The 21931-nt window shown below is 59.0% G+C and carries 27 protein-coding genes; 15 read left to right on the forward strand and 12 right to left on the reverse strand.

All coding sequences use genetic code 11. The features are described from left to right. Positions 1-31: 31 nt before the first annotated feature. On the forward strand, positions 32-328 hold the full coding sequence (gene hisE, locus ACNO8S_RS13960; RefSeq protein ID WP_050007330.1) for a phosphoribosyl-ATP diphosphatase: 297 nt from the start codon (positions 32-34) through the stop codon (positions 326-328). Between the two features lie 63 nt (positions 329-391). Then, positions 392-2329, forward strand: a complete 1938-nt coding sequence (locus ACNO8S_RS13965; protein ID WP_420182116.1) for a response regulator — start codon at positions 392-394, stop codon at positions 2327-2329. A gap of 8 nt (positions 2330-2337) precedes the next feature. On the opposite strand, the gene ACNO8S_RS13970 is transcribed toward ACNO8S_RS13965, so the two are convergent. Both ACNO8S_RS13970 and ACNO8S_RS13975 read right to left on the reverse strand, forming a co-directional pair. Continuing rightward, positions 2338-2469 (reverse strand): hypothetical protein, encoded by a 132-nt coding sequence (locus tag ACNO8S_RS13970; protein WP_275039403.1) that lies wholly within the window; start codon positions 2467-2469, stop codon positions 2338-2340. 103 nt (positions 2470-2572) lie between these two features. Beyond that, positions 2573-2890, reverse strand: a complete 318-nt coding sequence (locus ACNO8S_RS13975) for an ASCH domain-containing protein (RefSeq protein WP_420182117.1) — start codon at positions 2888-2890, stop codon at positions 2573-2575. Between the two features lie 94 nt (positions 2891-2984). Between ACNO8S_RS13975 and ACNO8S_RS13980 the strand changes: the two genes are divergently transcribed. Next, positions 2985-3980 (forward strand): NOG1 family protein, encoded by a 996-nt coding sequence (locus ACNO8S_RS13980; protein WP_050037152.1) that lies wholly within the window; start codon positions 2985-2987, stop codon positions 3978-3980. A 407-nt stretch (positions 3981-4387) separates the two neighbouring features. Here the strand turns inward: ACNO8S_RS13980 and ACNO8S_RS13985 are convergent, their stop codons facing one another. Further along, positions 4388-5101, reverse strand: a complete 714-nt coding sequence (locus ACNO8S_RS13985) for an SIMPL domain-containing protein (RefSeq protein ID WP_420182118.1) — start codon at positions 5099-5101, stop codon at positions 4388-4390. Between the two features lie 61 nt (positions 5102-5162). Then, positions 5163-6443 carry a TIGR00341 family protein gene (locus tag ACNO8S_RS13990; protein ID WP_014041456.1) on the reverse strand — a complete coding sequence of 427 codons (1281 nt, stop codon included), beginning with the start codon at positions 6441-6443 and terminating at the stop codon, positions 5163-5165. Positions 6444-6590: 147 nt separating this feature from the next. On the opposite strand from ACNO8S_RS13990, the gene engB reads away from it, so the two are divergent. Beyond that, on the forward strand, positions 6591-7208 hold the full coding sequence (gene engB / locus ACNO8S_RS13995) for a GTP-binding protein EngB (protein ID WP_058990855.1): 618 nt from the start codon (positions 6591-6593) through the stop codon (positions 7206-7208). 277 nt (positions 7209-7485) lie between these two features. On the opposite strand, the gene ACNO8S_RS14000 is transcribed toward engB, so the two are convergent. Beyond that, positions 7486-8889, reverse strand: a complete 1404-nt coding sequence (locus ACNO8S_RS14000; protein ID WP_420182791.1) for an APC family permease — start codon at positions 8887-8889, stop codon at positions 7486-7488. 103 nt (positions 8890-8992) lie between these two features. Here ACNO8S_RS14000 and ACNO8S_RS14005 point away from each other — a divergent pair, with 103 nt between their 5' ends. Continuing rightward, positions 8993-9718, forward strand: coding sequence for a universal stress protein (locus ACNO8S_RS14005; protein ID WP_420182119.1), 726 nt, complete (start codon positions 8993-8995; stop codon positions 9716-9718). Between the two features lie 193 nt (positions 9719-9911). Here the strand turns inward: ACNO8S_RS14005 and ACNO8S_RS14010 are convergent, their stop codons facing one another. Together ACNO8S_RS14010 and ACNO8S_RS14015 are read right to left on the reverse strand one after the other, a co-directional pair. After that, positions 9912-10934: a tyrosine-type recombinase/integrase gene (locus ACNO8S_RS14010; RefSeq protein WP_420182120.1), complete on the reverse strand. Its 1023-nt coding sequence runs from the start codon at positions 10932-10934 to the stop codon at positions 9912-9914. Next, on the reverse strand, positions 10931-11053 hold the full coding sequence (locus ACNO8S_RS14015) for a hypothetical protein (protein WP_255359480.1): 123 nt from the start codon (positions 11051-11053) through the stop codon (positions 10931-10933). The genes ACNO8S_RS14010 and ACNO8S_RS14015 overlap by 4 nt, the downstream gene beginning before the upstream one ends. 297 nt (positions 11054-11350) lie before the next feature. Between ACNO8S_RS14015 and ACNO8S_RS14020 the strand changes: the two genes are divergently transcribed. Continuing rightward, on the forward strand, positions 11351-11695 hold the full coding sequence (locus ACNO8S_RS14020) for a hypothetical protein (RefSeq protein ID WP_420182121.1): 345 nt from the start codon (positions 11351-11353) through the stop codon (positions 11693-11695). A 7-nt stretch (positions 11696-11702) separates the two neighbouring features. Here ACNO8S_RS14020 and ACNO8S_RS14025 read toward each other — a convergent pair whose 3' ends face one another. From ACNO8S_RS14025 to ACNO8S_RS14035, 3 genes are all read right to left on the reverse strand, one after another. Beyond that, on the reverse strand, positions 11703-11939 hold the full coding sequence (locus ACNO8S_RS14025) for a hypothetical protein (protein WP_420182122.1): 237 nt from the start codon (positions 11937-11939) through the stop codon (positions 11703-11705). Positions 11940-12263: 324 nt separating this feature from the next. After that, positions 12264-12839 (reverse strand): hypothetical protein, encoded by a 576-nt coding sequence (locus tag ACNO8S_RS14030; protein ID WP_420182123.1) that lies wholly within the window; start codon positions 12837-12839, stop codon positions 12264-12266. 110 nt (positions 12840-12949) lie between these two features. Beyond that, a complete protein-coding gene (locus ACNO8S_RS14035; protein WP_420182124.1) occupies positions 12950-14020 on the reverse strand; it encodes a Cdc6/Cdc18 family protein in 1071 nt (356 codons plus the stop codon). A 218-nt stretch (positions 14021-14238) separates the two neighbouring features. On the opposite strand from ACNO8S_RS14035, the gene ACNO8S_RS14040 reads away from it, so the two are divergent. Together ACNO8S_RS14040 and ACNO8S_RS14045 are read left to right on the forward strand one after the other, a co-directional pair. Beyond that, a complete protein-coding gene (locus ACNO8S_RS14040; RefSeq protein WP_420182125.1) occupies positions 14239-14757 on the forward strand; it encodes a hypothetical protein in 519 nt (172 codons plus the stop codon). A gap of 338 nt (positions 14758-15095) precedes the next feature. Further along, positions 15096-15548 carry an HNH endonuclease gene (locus ACNO8S_RS14045; protein ID WP_420182126.1) on the forward strand — a complete coding sequence of 151 codons (453 nt, stop codon included), beginning with the start codon at positions 15096-15098 and terminating at the stop codon, positions 15546-15548. 28 nt (positions 15549-15576) lie between these two features. Here the strand turns inward: ACNO8S_RS14045 and ACNO8S_RS14050 are convergent, their stop codons facing one another. Then, complete coding sequence (locus ACNO8S_RS14050) at positions 15577-15834, reverse strand: DUF7386 family protein (RefSeq protein WP_420182127.1); 258 nt, start codon at positions 15832-15834, stop codon at positions 15577-15579. 223 nt (positions 15835-16057) lie between these two features. After that, the gene (locus ACNO8S_RS14055) at positions 16058-16240 is read right to left on the reverse strand and encodes a hypothetical protein (protein WP_420182128.1); all 183 of its coding nucleotides are present in this window, start codon (positions 16238-16240) and stop codon (positions 16058-16060) included. A 122-nt stretch (positions 16241-16362) separates the two neighbouring features. Here ACNO8S_RS14055 and ACNO8S_RS14060 point away from each other — a divergent pair, with 122 nt between their 5' ends. From ACNO8S_RS14060 to ACNO8S_RS14090, 7 genes are all read left to right on the forward strand, one after another. After that, the gene (locus ACNO8S_RS14060) at positions 16363-16794 is read left to right on the forward strand and encodes a hypothetical protein (protein WP_420182129.1); all 432 of its coding nucleotides are present in this window, start codon (positions 16363-16365) and stop codon (positions 16792-16794) included. 5 nt (positions 16795-16799) lie between these two features. Beyond that, positions 16800-17030, forward strand: a complete 231-nt coding sequence (locus ACNO8S_RS14065) for a hypothetical protein (RefSeq protein WP_420182130.1) — start codon at positions 16800-16802, stop codon at positions 17028-17030. Continuing rightward, positions 17027-18868 (forward strand): hypothetical protein, encoded by a 1842-nt coding sequence (locus ACNO8S_RS14070; protein WP_420182131.1) that lies wholly within the window; start codon positions 17027-17029, stop codon positions 18866-18868. Before ACNO8S_RS14065 ends, ACNO8S_RS14070 begins: the two co-directional genes overlap by 4 nt. A 6-nt stretch (positions 18869-18874) precedes the next feature. Beyond that, positions 18875-19426: a hypothetical protein gene (locus ACNO8S_RS14075; RefSeq protein ID WP_420182132.1), complete on the forward strand. Its 552-nt coding sequence runs from the start codon at positions 18875-18877 to the stop codon at positions 19424-19426. Continuing rightward, positions 19423-20217 (forward strand): hypothetical protein, encoded by a 795-nt coding sequence (locus ACNO8S_RS14080; RefSeq protein WP_420182133.1) that lies wholly within the window; start codon positions 19423-19425, stop codon positions 20215-20217. The genes ACNO8S_RS14075 and ACNO8S_RS14080 overlap by 4 nt, the downstream gene beginning before the upstream one ends. Further along, positions 20210-21382 (forward strand): hypothetical protein, encoded by a 1173-nt coding sequence (locus tag ACNO8S_RS14085; RefSeq protein WP_420182134.1) that lies wholly within the window; start codon positions 20210-20212, stop codon positions 21380-21382. The genes ACNO8S_RS14080 and ACNO8S_RS14085 overlap by 8 nt, the downstream gene beginning before the upstream one ends. Positions 21383-21542: 160 nt before the next feature. Then, positions 21543-21926 carry a hypothetical protein gene (locus ACNO8S_RS14090; protein ID WP_420182135.1) on the forward strand — a complete coding sequence of 128 codons (384 nt, stop codon included), beginning with the start codon at positions 21543-21545 and terminating at the stop codon, positions 21924-21926. Positions 21927-21931: the final 5 nt, after the last annotated feature.

Below are 21931 nucleotides of genomic sequence, written 5' to 3' on the forward strand. Positions count from 1 at the left end.
GCCTGAAGGCCCCGCTGACCGAACGGCGGCTATGAGCGGCGACACCGGCGACATCATCGACGAACTGTTCGCTGTCATCGAGGACCGCAAGGCGAACCTCCCCGAGGACTCCTACACAGCGTCACTGTTCACCCACGAGAAGGGCGAAAATGCCGTGCTAGAGAAGTTGGGCGAGGAGACGACGGAGCTGATTCTGGCGGCCAAAGACGACGATACCGAAGAGCTCGCCCACGAATCGGCCGATATCGTCTATCACCTGCTCGTTCTGCTGTCGATGAAAGACATGGACGTCGACGATTTGCGTGCAGAACTGGCCAAGCGGCGGTAAGGCGACCCGTCACCAGGTGAGGGGCGCGATAGATTGACACTGACACAGTTCATATCAGGAGGCATGGGCCATGTGGCGTCGGGCATTACAGTCCTCTGTGTCGATGACGAACCGTCGTACGCAGACCTGATCGCGACACATCTCGAACGCAACGACGAGGCGATCGACGCCACCGGAGTCACGAGCGCTACGGACGGACTATCGTATCTGGATGCGCACGACGTGGACTGCATCGTCAGCGACTACGATATGCCCGGCATCGACGGGCTGGAGTTTCTGGAGGCGGTCCGTGCCAGAGACCCGGATATGCCGTTCCTGTTATTTACCAGTCAGGGGAGCGAGTCGCTCGCAAGCGAGGCAGTCACGGCCGGCGTCACCGATTACATTCAAAAAGTGCAGGGGTCCCAGCAGTACGCCGTGCTCGCGCAGCGGATCCGAAACACAGTCGAGCGAGTCAGAGCGAAAGCAACGGCCGATACCGCACAGGAACGGACGAAACGGATTCTCGACGCAACGAGCGATGCGGCCCTCATCAGCGTCGCCGACACCGTCGTGTACGCGAACCCGGCGGCGATGGAGTTTTTCGGCGCAGCAGACAGCGGCGACCTCTGTGGCCGGCCACTGACCGACCTCGTCGAACCGACAACGGACGGCGGGACCGAGACCGTTGAACGCGTCGTCGAGAACGGCCAGACGGCCGGCCAAGTCAGCCGGACGATACGGACCCTCGCTGGCAACAGCGTGCAGGCCAGCGTCACGGCGTGTGACGTGACCTGGGACGGCGAAGACGGCACAGTGTCGGTCATCAGCGACCGGGGCGATACGGACGAGCGCGAACAGCGGCTCGAAGCGCTGCACGAGGCCACCCGACAGTTGATGGCCGCCGAAGTCCACAACGAAGTTGCCGGGATCGGCGTCAACGCGGCCGCGGAGATTATCGGGCTTGACGCGAATGCTGTCCACCTCCTCAACGACGACGGGGAGTTAGAACCCGTCGCCGCGACCGCATCGGCTCGAGAGTTGGTCGGTGATATCCCGACGTTCGGGCCGGGCGACAGCATCGCCTGGCGGGTGTACGAGCGTGGCGAAGCGACCGCAGTCCCCGACGTGCGGCTGGAAGAGGACGTGCAGAACCCCGAGACACCGATACGCAGCGAACTGTATCTGCCGCTGGGGGAACACGGCATTCTCATCGCCGCATCGACGACCGTCGATGCATTCGACGAGGCAGACATCGTCGCTGGGCGGGTCCTCGCGGCGAACATGGAGGCGGCTCTCGCCGCCGTCGAGCGCGACAGACAGCTCCGTGACCGTGAGCAGGAACTATCGACGCAAAACGACCGTCTGGAACAGTTCGCGACAGTCGTCAGCCACGACCTTCGCAACCCTCTCAACGTCGCTATCGGCCGGCTGGGCGCGCTGAAAGAGGAGTGTGACGACGACAGCAATATGGCCGCGATAGAACAGGCTCTCGAGCGGATGCAGGCGCTGATTGACGACCTCCTGTTACTGGCCCGGACCGGCGACGACATTACAGAGATGGAAACGGTGGCACTGGCGACAGCAGTCGAGGACTGCTGGGAGGTCGTCGATACCGGCGACGCGACGTTGGTGGTCGACACCGACCGCAAGATACAGGCGGACATGACGCGGCTCAAACAGTTGCTGGAGAACCTGATCCGAAACGCCGTAGAGCACAGCGCTACGGACAGTCGGATTCAGTCCGGTGGTACCGATAAACACGACATACCAGGCGTGACAGTAACGATTAGCGAGATTCCGGGCGGGTTCGCAGTCTCGGATGACGGCACAGGCATCCCCGAAGCCGACCGGGAGGCGGTGTTCGAAAGCGGCTACTCGACGACAACTGACGGCACCGGGTTCGGGCTCTCGATTATCTCACAGATCGCCGCTGCGCATGGCTGGACAGTCACCCTCACTGAAAGCGATGCCGGCGGCGCCCGCTTCGAGTTTACCGGCGTCGACGTGGTATCGGAGTAATAGGGCGCTCAGTTGTCGTCTGCGTCGCGAGCTTCGCTCATGTGCTCCCAGATTTCGGTGCAGCCACAGCCATCCGCAACGTCCGCGAGATGCGCCCGCTCCGGATCGTCCGCTTTCGACTTGCTCATCGTCTCTGTCATGTAGTTACTGATAGTTACCGTAGTTGATAAGGGTTGTCTGCGGCGCGGTGGCAGCCCGCTCGGCCGTCGATTCAGTTGCTGGCCGTCGTCAGACGGTCCCGCCTCACTCGTCGACGGGCGCGAACCGATGCCGGACGACCTCGCTGTCGTCGTCCCACTCGAAACTGCCGTGGACTTTCTTCATTCGTTCCTTGTACGCGTCGAGGTCCTCCGACCCCTCGCGCTGTGCGTCCTCGTCGGTCATGTCGCCCAGTGTCCGGTGTGTTACGTCTGTCACCTCGAACTCGGTGCCGTCGATCTCGAAGGTGTCGCCTTCGTCGGCGTACTGGTGGCCGCGGTGCATCTGGGTGACCCGTCCCTCGGCGGCCATCTGCTGGACGTGGTCGTTGGGCAGAATCTCGCCGGCGTCAATCTGTGCCATACCGGAACTGCGGTCGGGACGCTCAAAAGCGTGACTCGCAACAGTTTGGGGCGCGATTGAACGCGCTTTTACGCTCCGGCCGTCAACGTGACCTATGAGCCATCCCTTCGAGGGTCTGCCGACGACGCCTACCGCCGAGGAGCTCGTGGACAAAGCCTTCTCGCGGGCGTCGCGCGCCGGCGGGGCCAAGGACGGGAACGAAGCCCAGCAGTCGATGCTGATGACGGCGTCGAACATCGCCTCCGACAACATGGAGAACGTGGTGACGGCGTGGCCGACGATCGACGATCTGGACCCCTTCTATATCGAACTCGCCGACGCGGTCATCGGCGAAGCCTACCCCGCAGACAACGACCCCGGTATCGACGCGCTGAAACAGCACCTCGCAGAAGTTTCGTGGGCCGCCGACAAGGTCGTCGAGATCCGCCAGGAGTACGAGAGCCGCGTCGCACGCGGCGACATCGACACCGCCCGGAAGCTCCGCAAGCAGGCCTTTGCCCGTATCGCCGACGTGGTCGAGGAGGTCGAAGACAACCTCGCCGCCATCTCGACGGCGCACAACGCCCTCAAAGACATCCCCGACATCCGCCCGGACGAGCCGGCCATCGTCGTCGCCGGCTACCCCAACGTCGGCAAGTCGTCCTTTGTCAACCGCGTCACGCGGGCCGACAACGAGATCGCCTCGTATCCGTTCACGACGACGCAGATCCGGGTCGGGCACTTCGAGGACCAGCGCATCCGCTACCAGCTCGTCGACACGCCCGGCCTGCTCGACCGACCGCCGGAGGACAGAAACGAGATCGAATCACAGGCCGTGAGCGCGCTCGAACACCTCGCCGACGCCGTCCTCGTGTTCGTCGACCCAAGTGGCGAGTGTGGCTACCCGCTCGCGGACCAGCTGGAACTTCGAAACGCCATCGAAGCGCGCTTCGACGTGCCCGTTCTGACCATCGCAAACAAGAGCGACCTCTCGACGGATGTGGAGGCCGACCACTACATGAGCGTCACCGAAGACGACAACGTCGACGGCGTGTTGCAGGCCGCTATCGACGCGGTGGGGTACGAGATCGAACTGCCGTTTGACGAATAGCGAGACGCCGACCAACGGGAGGCGTCTCGAACACTCCGAGCGGGGAACGCAGTGACCCGCGAGGACTGCTGTCGCCATCGCGAGGATTGCGGTCACCAACGGGAGGCGTCTCGATGAACCCGAGCGGGGAGCGAAGCGACCCGCGAGGATTGCGGTCACCAACGGGAGGCGTCTCGATGAACCCGAGCGGGGAGCGAAGCGACCCGCGAGGATTGCGGTCACCAACGGGAGGCGTCTCGATGAACCCGAGCGGGGAGCGAAGCGACCCGCGAGGATTGCGGTCACCAACGGGAGGCGTCTCGATGAACCCGAGCGGGGAACGCAGTGACCCGCGAAGAACGCGGTTACCAACGGGCAGTGTCTTTGAAAACGCCGAACAAGGAACCGCAGTAGCGAGTCAGAACGGCTTATTCTAGTTCGTACGAGACACTGACAGAGGCGTCGACGGTGACATCGCCGGGCTGGATGCTTGTCCGTCCGCCGGCGTCACTGGCGGCCATCGCTTCCGCGTACACGACGGGGCGGCCGTGGTCGCTGGTCTGGACCGTGACGGCGTCACCGACGGACCGATCCTCCGCAGCGGCGACGACTTCGGCGTCCGTTCGGGCGTTGTCCATCGCGGTCGTCAGGGCTTCTTCGCGTGCGGCCTGTCGCGTCTCCTCGCTCAGGGAGTAGCGCACGCCCTCGACGCGGTCAGCGCCGGCGTCGACTGCGGCATCGATGAGTGTCCCGGCAGTCGAAACGTTGCTCGTCTCGGCTTCGACGGTGTGGATCGCTACGTAGCCGACCTGTTCGCGGCCCTCTCGACTCTCCTCGTACTCGGGGCGGATCTGGAACCGCGAGGAGGTCACGTTCGCGCCCTCGTCTTCCAGCGCCGACGTAATGGCGTCAGCATCACCGCTGAGATTGTTGCGCGCCGCTTCGGCGGTCTCACCGCGGCCCACGGCGGCGACGGTGACGGTTGCACGGTCGGGCGCGCGTTCGACGGTCGCGTCAGCGTTGACGCTCACGGTCGAATTCGTCGACTGCGCGACGGCTCCGGTGTCCGCGAGTGCGAACCCGACGCCACCGGCGACGAGCAGTGCCAGGACGCCAGCGATTGCGAGTGGTCGTGATACCATATCGTCCCCGACACGCCCAACGGTATTTATGTCACCGAACGGTCAAAGTCGGTTTTGAGCGTCAGCCGTTCCGCTCGACAGTGACGTAGCGAACTTCCGTCGCAACGTCTCGGCCGGCCGCGTCATCAGCCAGAGCATCCAGTTGGTCGACAAGCAGTGGCTGCTCCGCGTCCGGCGGCAGACCGACAGTGACGATGACGCGGCGCGGCTGTTGGAAGATCGCAGTGTTGGTGTACTCGATTTCGACCGTCAGCACGCGAGCCGGCGAGTCGACGCTGCCCTGGATGGCGTCGCGGATGTCCGACTCCGTCGTCGCCTGCTGGTAGGAGTCGAAGGTGACGCCGCCCAGGAACGCCGACAGGACGAGTATCGACAGGACGAGGACGCCGATCCGTTTGACAGTCGCCGACCGTGCGTTGCTCTCCTGAAACCAGTGTTCCGGGCGGTAGCCCTGATACCAGAGCCCGACGAGCACTGCGAGGTTGATCGAGAGGACGTTCACAAGCAGCAACACGGCGGACCCGAGGCTGACGAGCGGTTGGCCCCACGCGATACCGATGCCGACCGTGGCCGCCGGCGGGATGAGCGCGACGGCGATCATGACGCCGACCAGTGCCGTCGAGACGCCGCTGGTGAGGCTGACGACGCCGGCCGCGCCAGCGCCGAGCGCGACGATCAGCGAGAGGAAGTCGGGGGCGACCCGCTCGCGTATCTGGCCGACTGTGGTCACATCGGCGAGCGGCGGGATGACGTTGGCGTACCGGACCAGCAGGGCAAAGACAGTCGCGCTTGCCACGGCGAGTCCGAGCCCGACGGCCTGGAGTTTGACGCCCTGAATGAACATCTCGTGGTCGTCGACGACGGTGCCGACGTTGGCGGTCATCGCCGGGCCGATGAGCGGCGCGATGACCATCGAGCCGACGACGACGGCCGGGGAATCGAGCAGGAGCCCGGCGGTCGCGATAATCGCGCTGATGATGGTCATGAGCGCGTAGTTCGACATCGAGGGAGCGAGGTCGTTTGCCTTCGAGGTGAGTTCCTCTCGCGCGATGCGGTCTTCGTCTTCCTCCTCAGCGTACTTCTCCTCTAGTTCGTCGAACTGGCTGGAGATGACGGTGTTCGCGTCCACGACGACCGTATAGCCGTCGTCGTTGATACCGACGTTCCGCAGCTCTTCGAGGACTGGTTCGAGTGCGTTGGTCGGGACTGGAAAGGTGACGACAGCGGTGAACTCCCGCCCGCTCGTCTCGTCGGTGAGCACGTAGTCGATGCCCTCCTCGGCCAACACGCCCAAGACGGCGTCTCGCTTTCCGGTCGGAATCAGTATCTGTACCAGCCGCACGGCTCCGGGTGGGACCCGCGAGGGTAAAAAAGCGGCTAGTTAGCGGGTACCGGGTGCAAAACTGGAGCGAGACGCGGCCGTGAATCGCGAAACAGTCGGTCCTCGGGAAACGAACGCGCTTTTCCCCGCCGGCGGAGTACACGGGGTATGTTCGAATCACGACCGGACCGGGACGCCGAGGTGGTGCTCGTCGGTCGGTCAAACGTCGGGAAATCGACGTTGATGCGCGAGATAACGGGCCACACGTTCGACACGGGCCAGCGACCCGGTGTCACGCGTTCGCCCAACCACTTCGACTGGGCCAGCGCCGATTTCGTCATCAGTGACCTCCCCGGCTTCGGGTACATGAAGGGCGTCCCCGAAGACGTCCGCGAGGAAATCAAGACCGACGTGGTCCGGTACGTCGAGCGGAACGCCGAGCATATTCTCGTCGGTATCCTCGTCGTGGACGGCAAGTCGGTCATCGACATCATCGACCGCCACTCCGGCCCCGACGAGATCCCGCACGACGTGGAGATGTTTCACTTCCTCCGAGAAGTGGGCGTCGAACCCGTCGTCGCCGTCAACAAGATGGACAAGGTCGACGACAAGGACGACCGCTTGAACGAACTCTGTGACCGACTCGGACTGCACCCGCCATGGCAACAGTGGCAGGAGACTATCGCGCCGATCAGCGCGAAGCGCGGCTCCGTCGAGCCGCTGAACGAGGCCGTCCGGCACCACCTTCACGAGGCCCAGCGAGACGATCTGTTCCAGTTCTTTTGAGCGGCTAAACCAGTCCAAGCTTACCCGGGAACCACCAGTAACAGCGGAACCCTAGTGTTTTTCCATCATGCCCGTCCCAGAAGGTGTGAGCCACTTTCCGCCGCTAGCTGTAGTCGCCATTGCGAAGTACTGCACATCTGATCGCACTGCTGTCGTGCGAGGAGTGTGTAAACCGGTTCGACTGGTACTATCGACATCGATAGTTGAGTTCGACAATAATCAGCAGTCGCTGCCGTCACTCTGTCTCTGCAGTCTGGAATCCACAAACCAGGCGTTGCTACACCTGATTCTTGAGCTGGACATCGCTCGCGTAGAAGAGGTACCAGGCAACCGCGCCGAGCGAGATGACGAGGCCGAGTATCCGTGACAGCGGCTGCATGAACAGTATCAGTGCAAAGCTCGCGATCCCCCCAACTATCGGCACAACCGGGTAGCCCGGACACATGAACGCCGGGTCGTACCACGCCGGGTCCCGGCGGCGGATTGCGACGAGTGCGACACAGATGAGTCCGTACATGATGAGGTGGAGGAACGAGGCTACCTCTGCGAGGACTTCCGTGCGGCCCGTGGCGACCAGCACGACAGTCACGCCGCCGACGAACGACAGCGCGAAGTGAGGCGTTCCGTATTCGCGGTTGATACGGGCAGCCGCGTTCGGAACGAGTCCGTCCGAACTCAGCCCGTACAGCGCACGGGAGGCGCTCAGAATCGATGCGTTCGCCGACGAAACCGTCGCGAGTAACCCACCGATGAGGATGACGACGACACCGCCGAACCCGAGATACGTGCGAGCGATCTCGACGATCGCCGTCTCGCCCATCGGCCCGATGACGCTCGGCTCGAAGGTACTGCCGGCGATCAGTAGCGTCACGATGTAGAGCACCCCCACCAGCAGGACCGACCCGACCATCGAAAGTGGGAGGTTCCGGTCCGGTTCGGTGATGTCCTCGGCGATAGTTGCGATCTGTGCGAACCCGAGATACGACGTGAACACCAGCGCGGCGGTGGTCAGTATGGGTCCGAACCCCGCGGGAGCGAACTCCGCCGGTATCCGTGACGACCCTCGAACGCCAAGGACATCGAGCCCACTGATCGAGAGGAAGACGACCAAGATAGCCAGCAGAAAGCCGACGACAGCGTTCTGGAGCGACTCGGTGTTCTCCGTTCCGAAGATGCTCAGTACGGTCAGCAGGACGCCAACGAGCATCCCAAACACCAGAACGACGTCGAATGGGCCCAGGGAAACGTTTGTTGTGCTGAAAACGTCTGCCTCGACGAGAATGGCGGCCGCGTATTCGCCGAGCCCGACCAGATAAAACGCCGACGCGAACATCAGGCCGAGCGTGAGCCCGATTCCGACAATCGCTCCCGGCAGTGTTCCAAGCCCCCGAGAGATGAAGTAGTAGCCCCCGCCGCTCTCGGGCATCGCAGTCGCGAGCTCCGAGGTCGGGAGCGCCACTAGCAGGGCGATTACTGCCCCGATAGCGAACGAAACGGCCGCTGCTGGCCCGGCCCGCCCCGCGGCCAGACCGGGAAAAACGAATATCCCAGCCCCGATCATGGTCCCCGTACCGATCGTTACTGCACCCGCGAGACCGATCGTCCGGTCGAGTTCGCCTTCAGCCTCGGTGTCCCCACTCTCAGGCACTAGTAGCACGTATGCGTGACGGCCGATAAAGATGGGTGCGACACGGGCTCGTTCGCTGGCACACCACACAGACCGTGGCTGTCGGAGGCATACCAATAAATCCCCGTAGGCTGTAGTATCACACACGGCCCACCGGATGTCAGAGACAGTTTCCAAGCCGACCATCCTCGTGCCCGTCGATGCCAGCGAGCCGGGCGAGCCATCGCAAGCGCTCGTTGAACTGCTGAGTCCGCATCGACTGGTCGTGCTCGGCTACTACCCCGTTCCGGACCAGACGGTGACGGACCAGGCACGGGCGCAGTTCGGCGACGAAGCGATGGCGGCGATAGAGACTATTGCAGATCAGTTTAACCAACGAGGTGGCCAAGCCGAACCCGTTGTCGTGTTCACCCACGACCGGTCGACGACTATCGACTCGGTCGCTGCCGACTACGCGGTCGATGCCGTGCTCACTGCCGGTCGCGTCGGCGACACGCTCGACCGCATCCTCGTTCCGTTGCGCGGTGACGACAATCTCGAACAGATCCTCGGGTTCGTCGGCATCCTCCTGCACAAGAGCGACGCAGCAGTGACGATGTTCAACGTCGCAACGTCGGACGATGCCGCCTCCCGCGGCGAGTTGCTCGTCCGAGGCGCCTGCGACCGGCTGGCGGACGAGTGGGACATCGCGCCGACTCGTGTCAGTTGGCGCCAGAAGCGTGCCAGTTCGGCAACCGACGCGATCACCGAGGCTGGAGCGGATCACGATCTGGTCATCGTGGGTGAGTCGAACCCCTCCATAACCGAACGCATTCTCGGTGACGTCACGTCCCAGGTGATCGAGCAATCGTCCGATCCACTACTGATTGTCCGCGACAGGTAGCTGCCCACTACGTGACTCTTTATTCACTAACGGTCGCTGTCTCAGAGAGGAACCCCGTCTGGGTTATGCCGGTAGAAACACAGCTTTGACGCCTTTCGGGATAGTTCGCCAGAACGAAATAACGCTATGGACTCGCCGGGTAGTAGTCTGAAATTTACACGACAACGGGGGGTTGTGTTTGGTAACGTTCATGTTAGATTCGCTCCAGTTGCTTCTTTCGAACCGCCATTTTCTCCTGATTCGTCCGCACGTCGTAGTGCTCGTACAGCACTTCGAGCGATACGTCGCATCGCTCGCTGACGATCTCCGGAGATACGTCGCTGTTCAGGTGGTACGTGATACTGCCACGCCGGAGTCCGTGGGGTGACCGAGAGGAAGGGCACTTGCTGTGGGCCGCACGCGAACCCAGTGCCTCGCAGGTCGACGGGTCCGACGGGTCAGCGTCGTGGGGACACCCATTGAGAACGCACGGCTGGGTGAGCTTGTTCACCCACTTGTAGATGGTATCACCCGCGGGCCGTCCGTGCTGCGAGGTAATGAGTGGCTTGCGGCCGTAGTCGTCAGTCCGCTCGTAGCGGTCGGGGTTGTCGAGATAATCGTCGACGACCTGGTAATCACTCGGTCCCAAGTAGACCCACCGCTCGCCGTCCTCACCGTTCTTGAGTTTCGTTCCCTCATCGATTCTGTGCTCCAGCACCAGCGCGTAGTCGTCGGGACGAAGATCGTCAACGTCCAGTGACCGAAGGGCCGACCGGCGCATTGCCGTCTTCCATAGGATCAGGAAGACAACGTGGTCCCGGCTTGCGTAACGGTAGTCGTGAAGAAAGTCGAGTATCCGGTGTGCCCGGTCTGCGCTCAGGTGAACCTCACGGCTTTCGGCTCCGTCGGGCAGCTCGGGGGCATGGACCTTCTCGGCCAGCCCATCGTCGACGCCCTCGATGTCGGCCCAGTATCGGAGCGCTTCGCGAATCGTCGAGAGTTGTTTCTGGAGGGTCAGCGCCGCGATGTCTCCCCGTCGCCATGCCACGAAATCAGCCAAGTCGCGGCCGGTAAGGTTGTTCAGGTTCTCGATATCACGTTCCTCACACCATTCGTTGAAGAACCGGAGTCGCGTCTTCGCGTTTCGCATCGTACTCTCGCGGACGGAGGGTTCGCGGTGTCGGAGGAACCGCTCGATACCTTCCTCCGGCGAGAGATCCATCAGATCCTCGCTCATGCTTGCCCCCGTTTTCGCTTCCGGTAACAGCCCAGACAGCGGGATTCACCGGGATAGCAGAAGTTCTCACAGCCGTCCGTTTCGCATTTATCCACGTCTTCGATGACGCGGTCGCTCACGCACACGCACCTCCAGACGGGACGTACCGGTTTCCGCAGGCTGGTCGACTGACTATACCGCTGCTCGTTGGGCTACTTTCAATAGCCCGCTCGTTCTCGTCTTTCATGGCTTCGCAAATCTCTCACTGGGATTGGAAGCCACCCCGGCGTGTACCAGCACGCCGGACCTTCTGCGAGGCCCGTGAACGGGGAGGCTTCATTCCACTATTAGCAAGATAGTACTTATAGATACCGTTTGTAGCTACGTCTAATAGCCACCGAAGATATCACATTACTTGATACCAATGGTACTTTTGGATGACTGCCTCCCAGAACCCGGTAGTGAAGCTGAAACGTCCGGTAGACTTCGAGATTTTGGAGGCTCTTAGCGACGGCCAGCGTGATGTCGGTGTGAACGTCGCGCAGCGTCTCGACAGAAACCGGAGCTACATCAACACCCGACTCCCACAGCTCAAGGATTACGAACTCCTTGACCGCGTGGGACCGTCCGAACGCTCTGGTCTGTATGAGATCACACCAAAAGGTGTAGCTGCTCTGCGTCTCCAAGACCAGTACGAACAAGACGAGTTCGTGGATCTTGTTGATGAACGCGCTAAGGGCATAGATATCAAACCGCCCCAGATCATCGAAGACGCCGACTGACATTCTCTTAGACCCTCGCGAGTCGTGCCGTCACGTCACCGGCCCACTCCGGCAATTCGAGATCGGCTAACTTGCCGTCGCGCCAGCTCGTCACGATCTCCGTGTCACCATCTCGGGTTAGGTCAACGCGCCATTTCCGGCCGTCTTCAGCGGTGATGTCGAATCTTGCGGAACCTCCAGGAAGTGTCTTGATATGCTCTACTGAGACTTTTTCGCCAGTATAGACTTCCATGCTGTCCTGCATACAGGAGATGGTGAGGGATGGATTCGGCTTAAAAAGGTACTAGATTTCCGGGAGATTGTGGTGTCGGCGGTTCATCGTTTTACTAACTAAGTCAATTGGTCATTGACTTATAGAGTAGACACTGTTGCTGTCGTGTTTATTGCGTCTGATAGAAATCAGCAATCAGAATAGAAGGCTGCTCAGGAAACCACTGCCCTTACCGCTTCGTTGCCCGGTTTTAGACGAGTCAGTATACTGGCACTGTTCGTCCGTATCTCTGGTTTCCTTTGTTTTTGTTACCATCGTATACATCCATTTGTACCCAGGACATAAAAATCCCCGTCGTTAGAGTTCTTCCATCCATCCCCTAATAACACCGAGAGTCACGATTATCACTGTCAGTACTGCAGTAATGAGAATGAGGAACTCTATCCATCCAAGAGCAAGGAGGGACGAAGTTCCAAAAGCCACTCCTAGTATAAAGAACAGTTGGCAAGCTATCAACAAATAGCCATTGAATTCGACAATAGTTTGGTTGTCATCAATCCAGCCCTCAAACTGAACTAGCAGATCTTGTTCCCAAGGTGCACTCATATTGTTTTGTCTCAGTCGTGCAAGATAACTAGACTTTGGACCAATGACTTCATTCGATTCATTGTATACAATAACCCCAAATATCAGCGAAAGGAGGAATGAAATCAGGCTAACAGTGGCTATGGATTTGTTAATGTTTGATACTTTTATCACCCGAGTTCCAGTTGCCCCGACTCCGAGAAGGATTGCTGTGATCCGAACTGTACGGAGTGCCTTGTCATCTATGTCGTCAATATCAGATTTTTGAGCCTCAAGAACACTACGTCCCTCTTCATAGGTAATTCTCTCCCTATTATTTCGCCACTCAATATCATCATTGTCCGACATCCTTCTTATGACTATCACAGTATCTGTATTTATTATTCTAATGGATACTTACTGTATTTTATCAACCCAACTGTATCCATCTCAAGCACTGTATGTAATGTATTGAATGTTTAATTGCATTTTTCTGGAGGTTTCAATAACCTCGTCAAAACAGTGGACTCAATTCTTCTATCACATACCTTGTATGTCCGGTGTCGATTTTCTCCTTCCACCTCAATCAGCTCGTAGCTCTCCAGTTTTGAGAGCTTCATACGACGAGCGCGCTCCGATATCGGAGTTTGTTCGTGTCCGTGATACGCTTCATTTGCCACGTCTTCATACTGATTGTGCAGTTCCCCAGCCTCCAGCCCATCGCCCATACGGATCAGTTCGTACAGCAGTTGATGATGAAACGGCAGCGAATCTAGGTTCAGCTCGCGGATGTGTCGCTTCGCCCGCTCAAACGATTCACTCACATCCTCGCCGGTGATTCGGTCATGTTGCAACTCTTCGGCCCGAAGTGCAGCCTGTCGGAGTGCCTGTATCCCGTTCCGTGCAACGCCAGCCACCTCATCAGCTATTGTCTCTAATTGCCCGCGAGTAACCGACTCAGACGGAAGCCCAAGGTTCGCCCGTGCTTCGAGGATGTCCGCCAACTCGTCGACACTGTAGCGGTCCAGTCCGAACTCCGCAAATGACAATCGACGCCGGAGTCTTCCACCAAGTCGGGATAACCACTCATCTGGGTCATGGCAGATGACGACGACAGACAACTTGTCGACATCGATTAGCCTGTCCAGTGCATCCGTCGACGGGAGACCGTCAGCCTCGTCAAGGACAACAATCACCGGACTGGTGACGCGCTCTTGGAGCTGGATACAGAGATCCTCACGAGGGACGTTCACCGACGGGTCACTGCCGGGGAGATCGTGAAGAACCGAGCGGACAACGCCGGCGGACGTTTTCCCGAGACAGCGAACATGGGCCGTCTGAACGGCGGCGTGTCCAGTGAGCTTCTTTAAGCAGTGACGGGTCAGCGCTGTCTTTCCTACGCCAGGTGGGCCGTGAATCAGTACGTCGTGGGCTTGATCGCCACCAAGTGCCGGCTCCCATGCGCGGGATAGGTGGTCAACGGCGGCTTCTCGATGGAGGAGGCGACGCGGGAGGTGTTCATCATCGAAGACAGCAGGGTCGGCGATCATCTTGGGTGAGGGTGAGAACAGACAGGGATATAAACTGGTGCGACACTTCCGAGAGAAAATCAAACGACCCACCAGACCCGCATGGCGAAGTCCCGCTGTGAGGGTAGGCGGTTACGTTGATTTGACTGCTGGCTGTAATATAGAATGACACGAAAAGTAGGATTCAAAATCGTGAGACAACGAATAGTTTCAAGTTCTTATTTCTCGTTGTCCTGTCTGTGAAACGTCGAACTGTTTATGTAATCGGGTTTGGGATTGCCATGTCCCTGGGTGCTGGGCTGGCAGTGGGTGGATTGGTTATCGCAGATGTATTTCCTACTACATCTGGTAGCCCACAACCATCTACAGATACACCCGTATCACAGAGCACAGTCCAGACCGCTACACCAACATCTGATTCGGATGACTCTATCGAGATTAAATCGCCTGAGCCGGTTTCAACTCCAGGCCCCGAGATCGCATTCTATTCTGAGCGGTCACAGAGTGGTGATGGATACTATGTTGAAGCCGGAGTAAATACGTGGGGCGCAGCGGAGTCAATTATAATCAAGTATCGGGGTGAAGAGGTGGAGCGAATTGCCAGCGGTGAAACGGAAGTCATTGCTTCTGGGACTTCATCAAATACCCTTGACCCTCTTCCAGAGGGTGCTGAACTCGTCGCGTATGCCCGTGATGGGGGAAGCCAGACCGAGATCTTCCGGTGGGAAGTTGAATTAGGTGGCGGGTCAAACGTATAGTCCGGTAGACTGGGCATTCGAATTAGGGATATCGTGAGCCAGATCGTAGCCGAATCTCTGGTTCCCACGCACGAAAGAAGTGTCAACGGCGGCTTCTTGATGGAGAGGCAGCGCGGGGATGTTCATAATCAAAGACAGCAAGGCCGACGATCATGCTGGGTGGGGATGAGAACAGGCGAGTATATTAACCGGTACGACACTTCCGGAAGAGAACTGGGGGGTTGAAAAACCCGCTGAGTAGGATACTTATCCGGGACGAAAATTGTAGATTAGTTGTGATTTAGAAAGGGTAACAAGCTGGATAGCTTTTAATATTTTTCTGGCTCATTGTTTTAGCTGTGCCAACTGATAGCCATCAGGATCGCGGTAAACGGTTTGACGAAATAGCAATGACAGTCCGAAATAGAGATGCTGGACAATGTATGAGGTGTAATCTATCTGAAAGTGAAGTGAGATTGAGTGTACATCACTTAGTTCCAGATACAAGAGTGCCAGAGGACTTTGATGCTCATCTTCCAGTGAATCTAATCTCACTGTGTCAGAAATGTCATGGTAAAATGGAGTCAATGGGTATTTCAACTCAGCTTCGAGAAATAGGCGTTAACGACCGTGAAGAACTGATATTGTCTGACACAGAGCGAAAAGCACTGAATAGACGACTCTCGAATATTGAACCAGAAATCCTGAATGTGAAACCGGTGGGTAAGGAAGAGTCCAGAGAATTTATTAATGCAGACTTCGGCGGGTTGGTAACAGATCAACCGGAACTTTCCGATTTTAGTCAGGAGTGAGTCATCCATTCCAAGTTCTGTGAATTATTTAACGCCACCTGCTCTCAACACTCGTCCGATACCGCAACCCAAGAACTGTGGTGTTGAACCGCTGGACCGTCTTTGGGTCCAACTCCTCACGCGCATTCTGAATATTTTCCTCACTCTCGACTAAATGCGTCAACGCTGCGTCTAACACGTCGGACATCGGTGGGTCGTCATGCTGATCGCTCGCGACAATCGCACTCGCCTTATCCAGTAGTCGCTGCCGTTCGTCAGTAATCTTGAGACTGGTGCGTCGGGTCATTGTTTAAACGAGTGTATGTACCGGGGGTTGGTTCGCGTCGTTCTGGAGTGAGCGACAGGGTGATTCTTCATAAACTGGGGCTGGGCCGTCGGCATGATCGGGGCAACCTCCCAGCTCAACCTGCTCGATTCTATGCACCGTAGCCCACGGCCCACAGCCCACAGGTGCATACATCGAGGATTGGCGTTACATCTGAGTCTAACCCCGTGGGGTCGGGCTCGCATCATGGGCTGACCAACTCTAATCGGTAGTCGCCTTCGTCGTCCTGGTCAAGACTCTCGACCTTCGCCCAGTGGTTGCCCACCAGCTCACCATCCTCGTCGACAACACCGCGCTCGCGAAGATCGTCTATCGGTATCGAGATGGTCACACAGCCGCCTGCCGGAGAGAGTTTTCGCATCTCCATGCCACCGGCGGTGCAGTCCCGATACTAAAATTTACTGAGTCCCGGGAATACCGCGATTCGGTGCTTTCTAGCCAGCAGACTGCACGGCCGGAATACGGTCGTACTCACGGCCGGTGCAACCCATGTTCGGAAAGATAGACATCGAAGACGCCCTGGCCGGTGTGATTTTCACCGCCAGCGCGTTCGTCACCAACGGTATCGCATCGATCAGTCTGCTCGGCTACGACCTCGCCGCGTCTGTGTTCACCGTCCAGGGCACGAGCGTCGACCTCGCGTTTCTGCTGTCGCTCGCCGCCCTGGCGATGGCTTATGCCACCAACCGAGTGAACGAGAGTCGTAACAAGAACTACCAGCTCGACACCGATATCGTGGACATCGCCAAGGGGTCGGCCACTGTCGAAACCTACCTCGCGCTCGGGACGCTCGTCATCGTCTTGTTCACCGGGCTGAACATCCTCGGAGCGCAGGATATCGTGGCTGGCTCGGCCGCTATCGGTCTTGTCGTCGTCGCCGTCGAGGCCGCCGGCTACTACGTCATCAGCTACCTGGGGTGACTCCGATGGACCGTATACTCAGCTATGGGCTTATGGGCGTCATCGGCGTCTCTGGGTCCACAATTGCCGCGGCTGTCATCGGCTCCCCGCTCCCCGTCGTCAGTCCCGCCGTCGTCGCTGGCGGCGTGATCGCCGCGCACCACGCACAGCAGAAGGACACCACCGCCAGCGCTGACAACCAGGAGGTTCGTACCAGCGTCGAGCAGGTCGAGACCGACGGGGGCCGCGAGCAGTGACCCGCACCCGCTCAGTCCTACTCGCCGCGCTCATCGTCTGTTCCGCCGTCGTCGGGGCCGTCGGTCCCGCGCTGGCACAGACAGCCACCGACAGCGGGCCAGTCACCTACGAGTACACCGGCTCCCCAACCACGCTGATTGTTGATACCAGCGCCCTCGACGGCGGCACGGAGTTCACCGTCGAGTATACCACGCAGGGCGGCCCGTCCACCGGGACGACCGTCTTAGCCCGCGAGACGTACAACACTGCGAACCTGAAAGAAGACCAATTGTTGTTCTTCAACGATGGCGCGTATGAATCGGTGAACGTCACGGTGTCGGGCTACTCGGGCGGCAAACCGACGTTCGACTCTAAGAGCGGGCTTCTCGGCGGTATTAACCTCGTGCGGACGGTCGTCGGGACGACCGGCGGCGACTCTGATTTGACCTGCGACACGTCCGATAGACTCGGTAGCATGACCTCGGGTGTCACGTATCTGGACTGCACGGCACAGCCGGGCAGAACAGGCGTCAACACGACCGGTACGGATGCACAGCAAACGCATATCGATGCGTACCAGTCCGCTCAGAACAGCAAACAGCAGGCAGACAACTACCACAATACGCTGGACAACTACCTATCAGATACAAAGACTCAGGCTCGCATCATCGGCAAGAACGCCTATATCAAGGCACTCAACAACGGGAGTAGCAAGGCAGCGGCCAAAACCGAAGCTAAGTCTGCCGTGGCAGACTACTACGCCACGAAACAGAAAAATTTGGCGTCTGAGTGGACTCAGCAGGCCACAAACGCAGAATATCTTGCGGACGTTATGGAAAGTGAGAGCGGTCTAACTGCACCGCCACGTCCTGACTCAAGCACTGCCCCCGATCTCGGAGTGAAGGGCGTCGGCGGAGGCGGTCGAGAAGCCTATATTATCTATGACCCGTCTGGTTCTCAGACAGAGACAATATCGCTCGTAAATGGCGAAACCACCGAGTATAGGACCATATACGTGGAACACCGGGAGTTCTACGATGGTGTCACTCCTGCCACTACTCACGTTGGTCCGGCCACTGGGCGGGTTAACCACACAAAAGCCGCAGATGGGTCAAAGTATGGGCAAGGACTCAGAATTACGGCTCCGAACAGTAATTACAACAACCTCGAAATCATTAATTTCGAGGAGTACAGCACTAAATGGGCGGAAATAGAATCACAGAATACGCAGGTCCAGAACGAGATGGACACGCTGGCGGAAAACACCTATAGCGCCTATCAGAGTGGTGAAATCAATAATAGCGACCTCGTGGACCCCTACGTGTTGTCGTCCCAACAGTCGGCGGGCGACGACTTCCAGGGCTGGACCGCGGCCCAGCTAACTCTGCTCGGGACGAACAGCCCCGACAACTTCGATCAGATCGGGAGCTTCAACGTCACCACCGGGGACGGCACGCAGTACGAGGGCGTGCTGTTCTCGCAGGAGAACCCTGCCAGCGGGCAGTTCGAGAACGGAACGACCTACGATACAGCGAACATCGGCGGCACGCAGTACGTCGTCACCAGCGACCAAATCGTAGAGCTAGACGGGACGTTCACCATCGACGGAATCACCACCACAAGCGGTGAGACTACCGAGAACGTCACTATCCAGAAAACCACCTACGAAACGACCAACGTCACCGAGCTGAAACAGCAGTACGAGGACCTGGCGTACCGGCGCGCACAGATCGAAGCCCGTGAAAAGGCCCTGAAACAGTCTGCTGGCGGTGGCTTGCTCGGTGGTGGTAGTGTCAGCCCCATCGCGGCGTTAGCCGTCATCGGCACACTGCTCGCTGTTGTCGTTCTCCAGAACTAACCACCCATGCGTTCCATTTTCTTCGTCGCGCTGCTCGTGGTCAGCCTCGGCTGCGTCAGCGCCCCGACCGCCGCACAGTCCGCGGGCAATCTCCCCGCCGAAACATCCGGCCCACAGCCCACAGCTAACGCTACCGAAACCACACGTATCGACGGACAGACCGAGATTGTCCGCTCAGAGTACCTGCCGGACGAAGGAATCGCCCGCATCACCCTCCGGTCGAGCGCGGTCCAGACCGTGACGATCTCCGATGCCGGCCGCTTCCAGGAAGGCGGGAAGATTCCCGTCCGCACGGTTGCCATGCGCTCGGACGACACCGCTACTGTCGGAATACCTGTCACCGAAAAAGACGGCTACGTTGGTGTCGCCATTTCCACGGAGAACACACCACTGTACGCCGAAATCATCCAGCAGCCCTCGGGTGACGGACTCGACATCCTCCGCGCGCTCTCGTCGTTGCAGGCATGGCTCGCCGGGGCAACTGTCGCGTTCATCTGGATGATTATCGCCGGCTACAACGTGATTCGTAGCGAGAACGGTCGTCCGGAGGTAGCATGAAGCCTGCACCGACCTTCCAGAACAACCGCGACCGGCTTGTCTACCTGCTTGCTGAATACAAGTTGCTCATCGGCGGGATGCTCGCCGGTGCTGCCGTGCTGTTTGCCTACTACCAGCCACAGCTGCCAACCCTGCCGACGTGGATTCCCGCCATCGCCGTCGGCTGGCTTGTACTGGCGATCCCCTGCTATCTCGTCGGTGCGAAGATCGCCCGCTGGCTCCGTCGCCGCAACTGGGTCGAAGTCCATCACGTCAACGCCGTCGAGGACACCACCGAGAAGTACTACGTCCCGCCGGAACTCTGGCGCGAGAAAGAAATCGACGGCCCAGACCCATACCCTGTCAATGGCGGATCTGCGTGGGCCGTCCGCGAATACGAGTATCTCGAAGACATCGGCCAGCTCCGCGTCGAGGGCGTCTGGCTGGAGGGCTGTCAGGATACCCAGCTGATGACCAGCAAGAAGCAGATGCAGGACATTCACGGCTGGCTCATCGACCGCGCCGAAGAACTCGCCGCTATCCGCGGTCGCTGGAGTCGCGGCAGCGTCGAGCTCCAAAAGAAGCTCGTCACTGCCGACGCCGAGGCCAACGAACGCGGTCAGATGATCCAGAAGACAGCGGCCAAGGAGACCTTCGGCAATCTCATCGAAGACGGCGAAGACCCCGAAGACGCGCCGACCATCCACGATCTCACCGACGCCCCCGATCCCACAGCAGATGCCGCTGTGGGCTATGGGCAGGACGAACCGGCCAACGAGCAACCGCAGGACCCACGACTAAACGATGACTGACGATAGCGACCTCTACACGCCCGCGCAGTTCCGTGAGTATCAGGACGGCTACGGCCAACGTGATCCCGACGAGGTACACCAACACGCCGGAATCGTTCGCGATGAGAACCTATCACGCTACCTCTCGATTCTCGAAACCCACTATGACCCGCGACACTGTGACCGACCAGAGAAGATGCCAGGTCAGGCCAAGGACCTCTCGCACGTTCGTGAGATCGTCCGCATCGAGGGAACCGAGACGGCACGGCGGGCCATGGCGAATGGCGATATGCAGTCACTCAAGCACTTCACCGGTGACGCCGGCCAACGGGCCGATATCTCCGGAATCAAGGCTATCGACCAACTCCGGGCGCAGATGACTGGCCCCGCGCCGATGTTCTACGAATGGGCCGAACCCGGCACAGGGAAGTCCAATTTCGCCTGCTTGCTGGGGCAACTCTGGAAGGAGCAACAGCCCTCAGATGCACTCGTCGCTTCGAACATTCGAACGCTCGAAGAAACTGACGAGTGGACCGACTCGGACGGAGATCATCGTGACGGCTGGCTCGCAAACTACGGTGAGCTGAACGAGTGGCTGAAACAGGACGGCGACCCGATGCACAACGAGCAGGTTCCGAAACTGTTCATCTTCGACGAAGCCAGCAGTAACGCGGGCGGAAGCGGGAAAGACGGCTACGACACCAAGACCAAACTCGGGCCGCTCACGTACAAGATACGCAAGTACGGCGGTTCGCTCATCATCATCGGCCACGACGGCCGCGACGTGCATCCGCTGGTTCGAGAACTCGGTGTGTGCGTCCACAAGGAGGGACTGAAAGAAGCAACCTTCTACGAAGACGTACGGAACCGGAAGGGCGTCAACCCGATCTTCTCCGTCTCTGGTATTCCCGAGACGGACTGGCGGTACGACGACAAGGAACCGACAACGTGGTCGTGGTCGAGCGGGGAAGATGATGGCGACGAAGTAGACCCGGAAGACCTCTCTCGAAAGCTTGCGATCTACACTGTCATCACGGCCAAGGAATCTGAACCAGACAGACCAAACTACGAAATTGCCGATTTCGTGCCGTACAGCGCCGAATGGGTCCGACAGCGCTGGAACGAGTATCAGGACGACGGCAAGCACCGAAATGTGGTTGGTGAGGTTACGGAGCTAACCGCATGACAGCGACCGAATTCGAGCAACCCAACAACAACCAACCCCCCGACGTAGCCCTATTGTTGGCCCATGGCGGGCGCTCGCGGTGCGAGCACGCGCGAGCCATGGGCAACGGCCGCGAGCAACCCGGAGGAGTATCTATATATGACGCACGCGAGGTGCGCAAATGAGTCGAAGCCACAAAGCCAATCACTATGGGACGCTCGTCGAGCGCAAAGCCGCCGAGCGATACAATCTCGATTTAGATAGGTGCAGTTGGCATGACGCGAAGCGACCCGACGGAACGCCGGTTGAAATTAAGTCGGCGATGCATCGCCACGCAGACGGGCAACCGGGAACGTTCAAACTCTACGATCAGTACCACGAGAAGTTACGGGCTGCAAACGGGTGGTATGTATTTGTGTCTTATCGGGTCTGTGGACTGGGTGTTAAAGTACTAAAATCGGAGATGCGGCACTCTTCACGGTTGCCGAAATTGAATTGGCATGGAGGCGGCAAGCATCGTGATGCTCAGCAAGCCAAGATTGCTATCGATGAAATATTGAAATAGAACTA

It is taken from the genome of Haloarcula sp. KBTZ06 (assembly GCF_048595605.1).
Taxonomy (GTDB): Archaea; Halobacteriota; Halobacteria; order Halobacteriales; family Haloarculaceae; genus Haloarcula; species Haloarcula hispanica.

Bases quoted from the DNA above. Each gene is read 5' to 3' on its own strand.
- hisE (WP_050007330.1), top strand. From the start codon at position 32: ATGAGCGGCGACACCGGCGACATCATCGACGAACTGTTCGCTGTCATC.
- ACNO8S_RS13965 (WP_420182116.1), top strand. From the start codon at position 392: ATGGGCCATGTGGCGTCGGGCATTACAGTCCTCTGTGTCGATGACGAA.
- ACNO8S_RS13970 (WP_275039403.1), bottom strand. From the start codon at position 2,469: ATGACAGAGACGATGAGCAAGTCGAAAGCGGACGATCCGGAGCGGGCG.
- ACNO8S_RS13975 (WP_420182117.1), bottom strand. From the start codon at position 2,890: ATGGCACAGATTGACGCCGGCGAGATTCTGCCCAACGACCACGTCCAG.
- ACNO8S_RS13980 (WP_050037152.1), top strand. From the start codon at position 2,985: ATGAGCCATCCCTTCGAGGGTCTGCCGACGACGCCTACCGCCGAGGAG.
- ACNO8S_RS13985 (WP_420182118.1), bottom strand. From the start codon at position 5,101: ATGGTATCACGACCACTCGCAATCGCTGGCGTCCTGGCACTGCTCGTC.
- engB (WP_058990855.1), top strand. From the start codon at position 6,591: ATGTTCGAATCACGACCGGACCGGGACGCCGAGGTGGTGCTCGTCGGT.
- ACNO8S_RS14005 (WP_420182119.1), top strand. From the start codon at position 8,993: ATGTCAGAGACAGTTTCCAAGCCGACCATCCTCGTGCCCGTCGATGCC.
- ACNO8S_RS14010 (WP_420182120.1), bottom strand. From the start codon at position 10,934: ATGAGCGAGGATCTGATGGATCTCTCGCCGGAGGAAGGTATCGAGCGG.
- ACNO8S_RS14020 (WP_420182121.1), top strand. From the start codon at position 11,351: ATGACTGCCTCCCAGAACCCGGTAGTGAAGCTGAAACGTCCGGTAGAC.
- ACNO8S_RS14025 (WP_420182122.1), bottom strand. From the start codon at position 11,939: ATGCAGGACAGCATGGAAGTCTATACTGGCGAAAAAGTCTCAGTAGAG.
- ACNO8S_RS14030 (WP_420182123.1), bottom strand. From the start codon at position 12,839: ATGTCGGACAATGATGATATTGAGTGGCGAAATAATAGGGAGAGAATT.
- ACNO8S_RS14035 (WP_420182124.1), bottom strand. From the start codon at position 14,020: ATGATCGCCGACCCTGCTGTCTTCGATGATGAACACCTCCCGCGTCGC.
- ACNO8S_RS14050 (WP_420182127.1), bottom strand. From the start codon at position 15,834: ATGACCCGACGCACCAGTCTCAAGATTACTGACGAACGGCAGCGACTA.
- ACNO8S_RS14055 (WP_420182128.1), bottom strand. From the start codon at position 16,240: ATGGAGATGCGAAAACTCTCTCCGGCAGGCGGCTGTGTGACCATCTCG.
- ACNO8S_RS14060 (WP_420182129.1), top strand. From the start codon at position 16,363: ATGTTCGGAAAGATAGACATCGAAGACGCCCTGGCCGGTGTGATTTTC.
- ACNO8S_RS14065 (WP_420182130.1), top strand. From the start codon at position 16,800: ATGGACCGTATACTCAGCTATGGGCTTATGGGCGTCATCGGCGTCTCT.
- ACNO8S_RS14075 (WP_420182132.1), top strand. From the start codon at position 18,875: ATGCGTTCCATTTTCTTCGTCGCGCTGCTCGTGGTCAGCCTCGGCTGC.
- ACNO8S_RS14080 (WP_420182133.1), top strand. From the start codon at position 19,423: ATGAAGCCTGCACCGACCTTCCAGAACAACCGCGACCGGCTTGTCTAC.
- ACNO8S_RS14085 (WP_420182134.1), top strand. From the start codon at position 20,210: ATGACTGACGATAGCGACCTCTACACGCCCGCGCAGTTCCGTGAGTAT.
- ACNO8S_RS14090 (WP_420182135.1), top strand. From the start codon at position 21,543: ATGAGTCGAAGCCACAAAGCCAATCACTATGGGACGCTCGTCGAGCGC.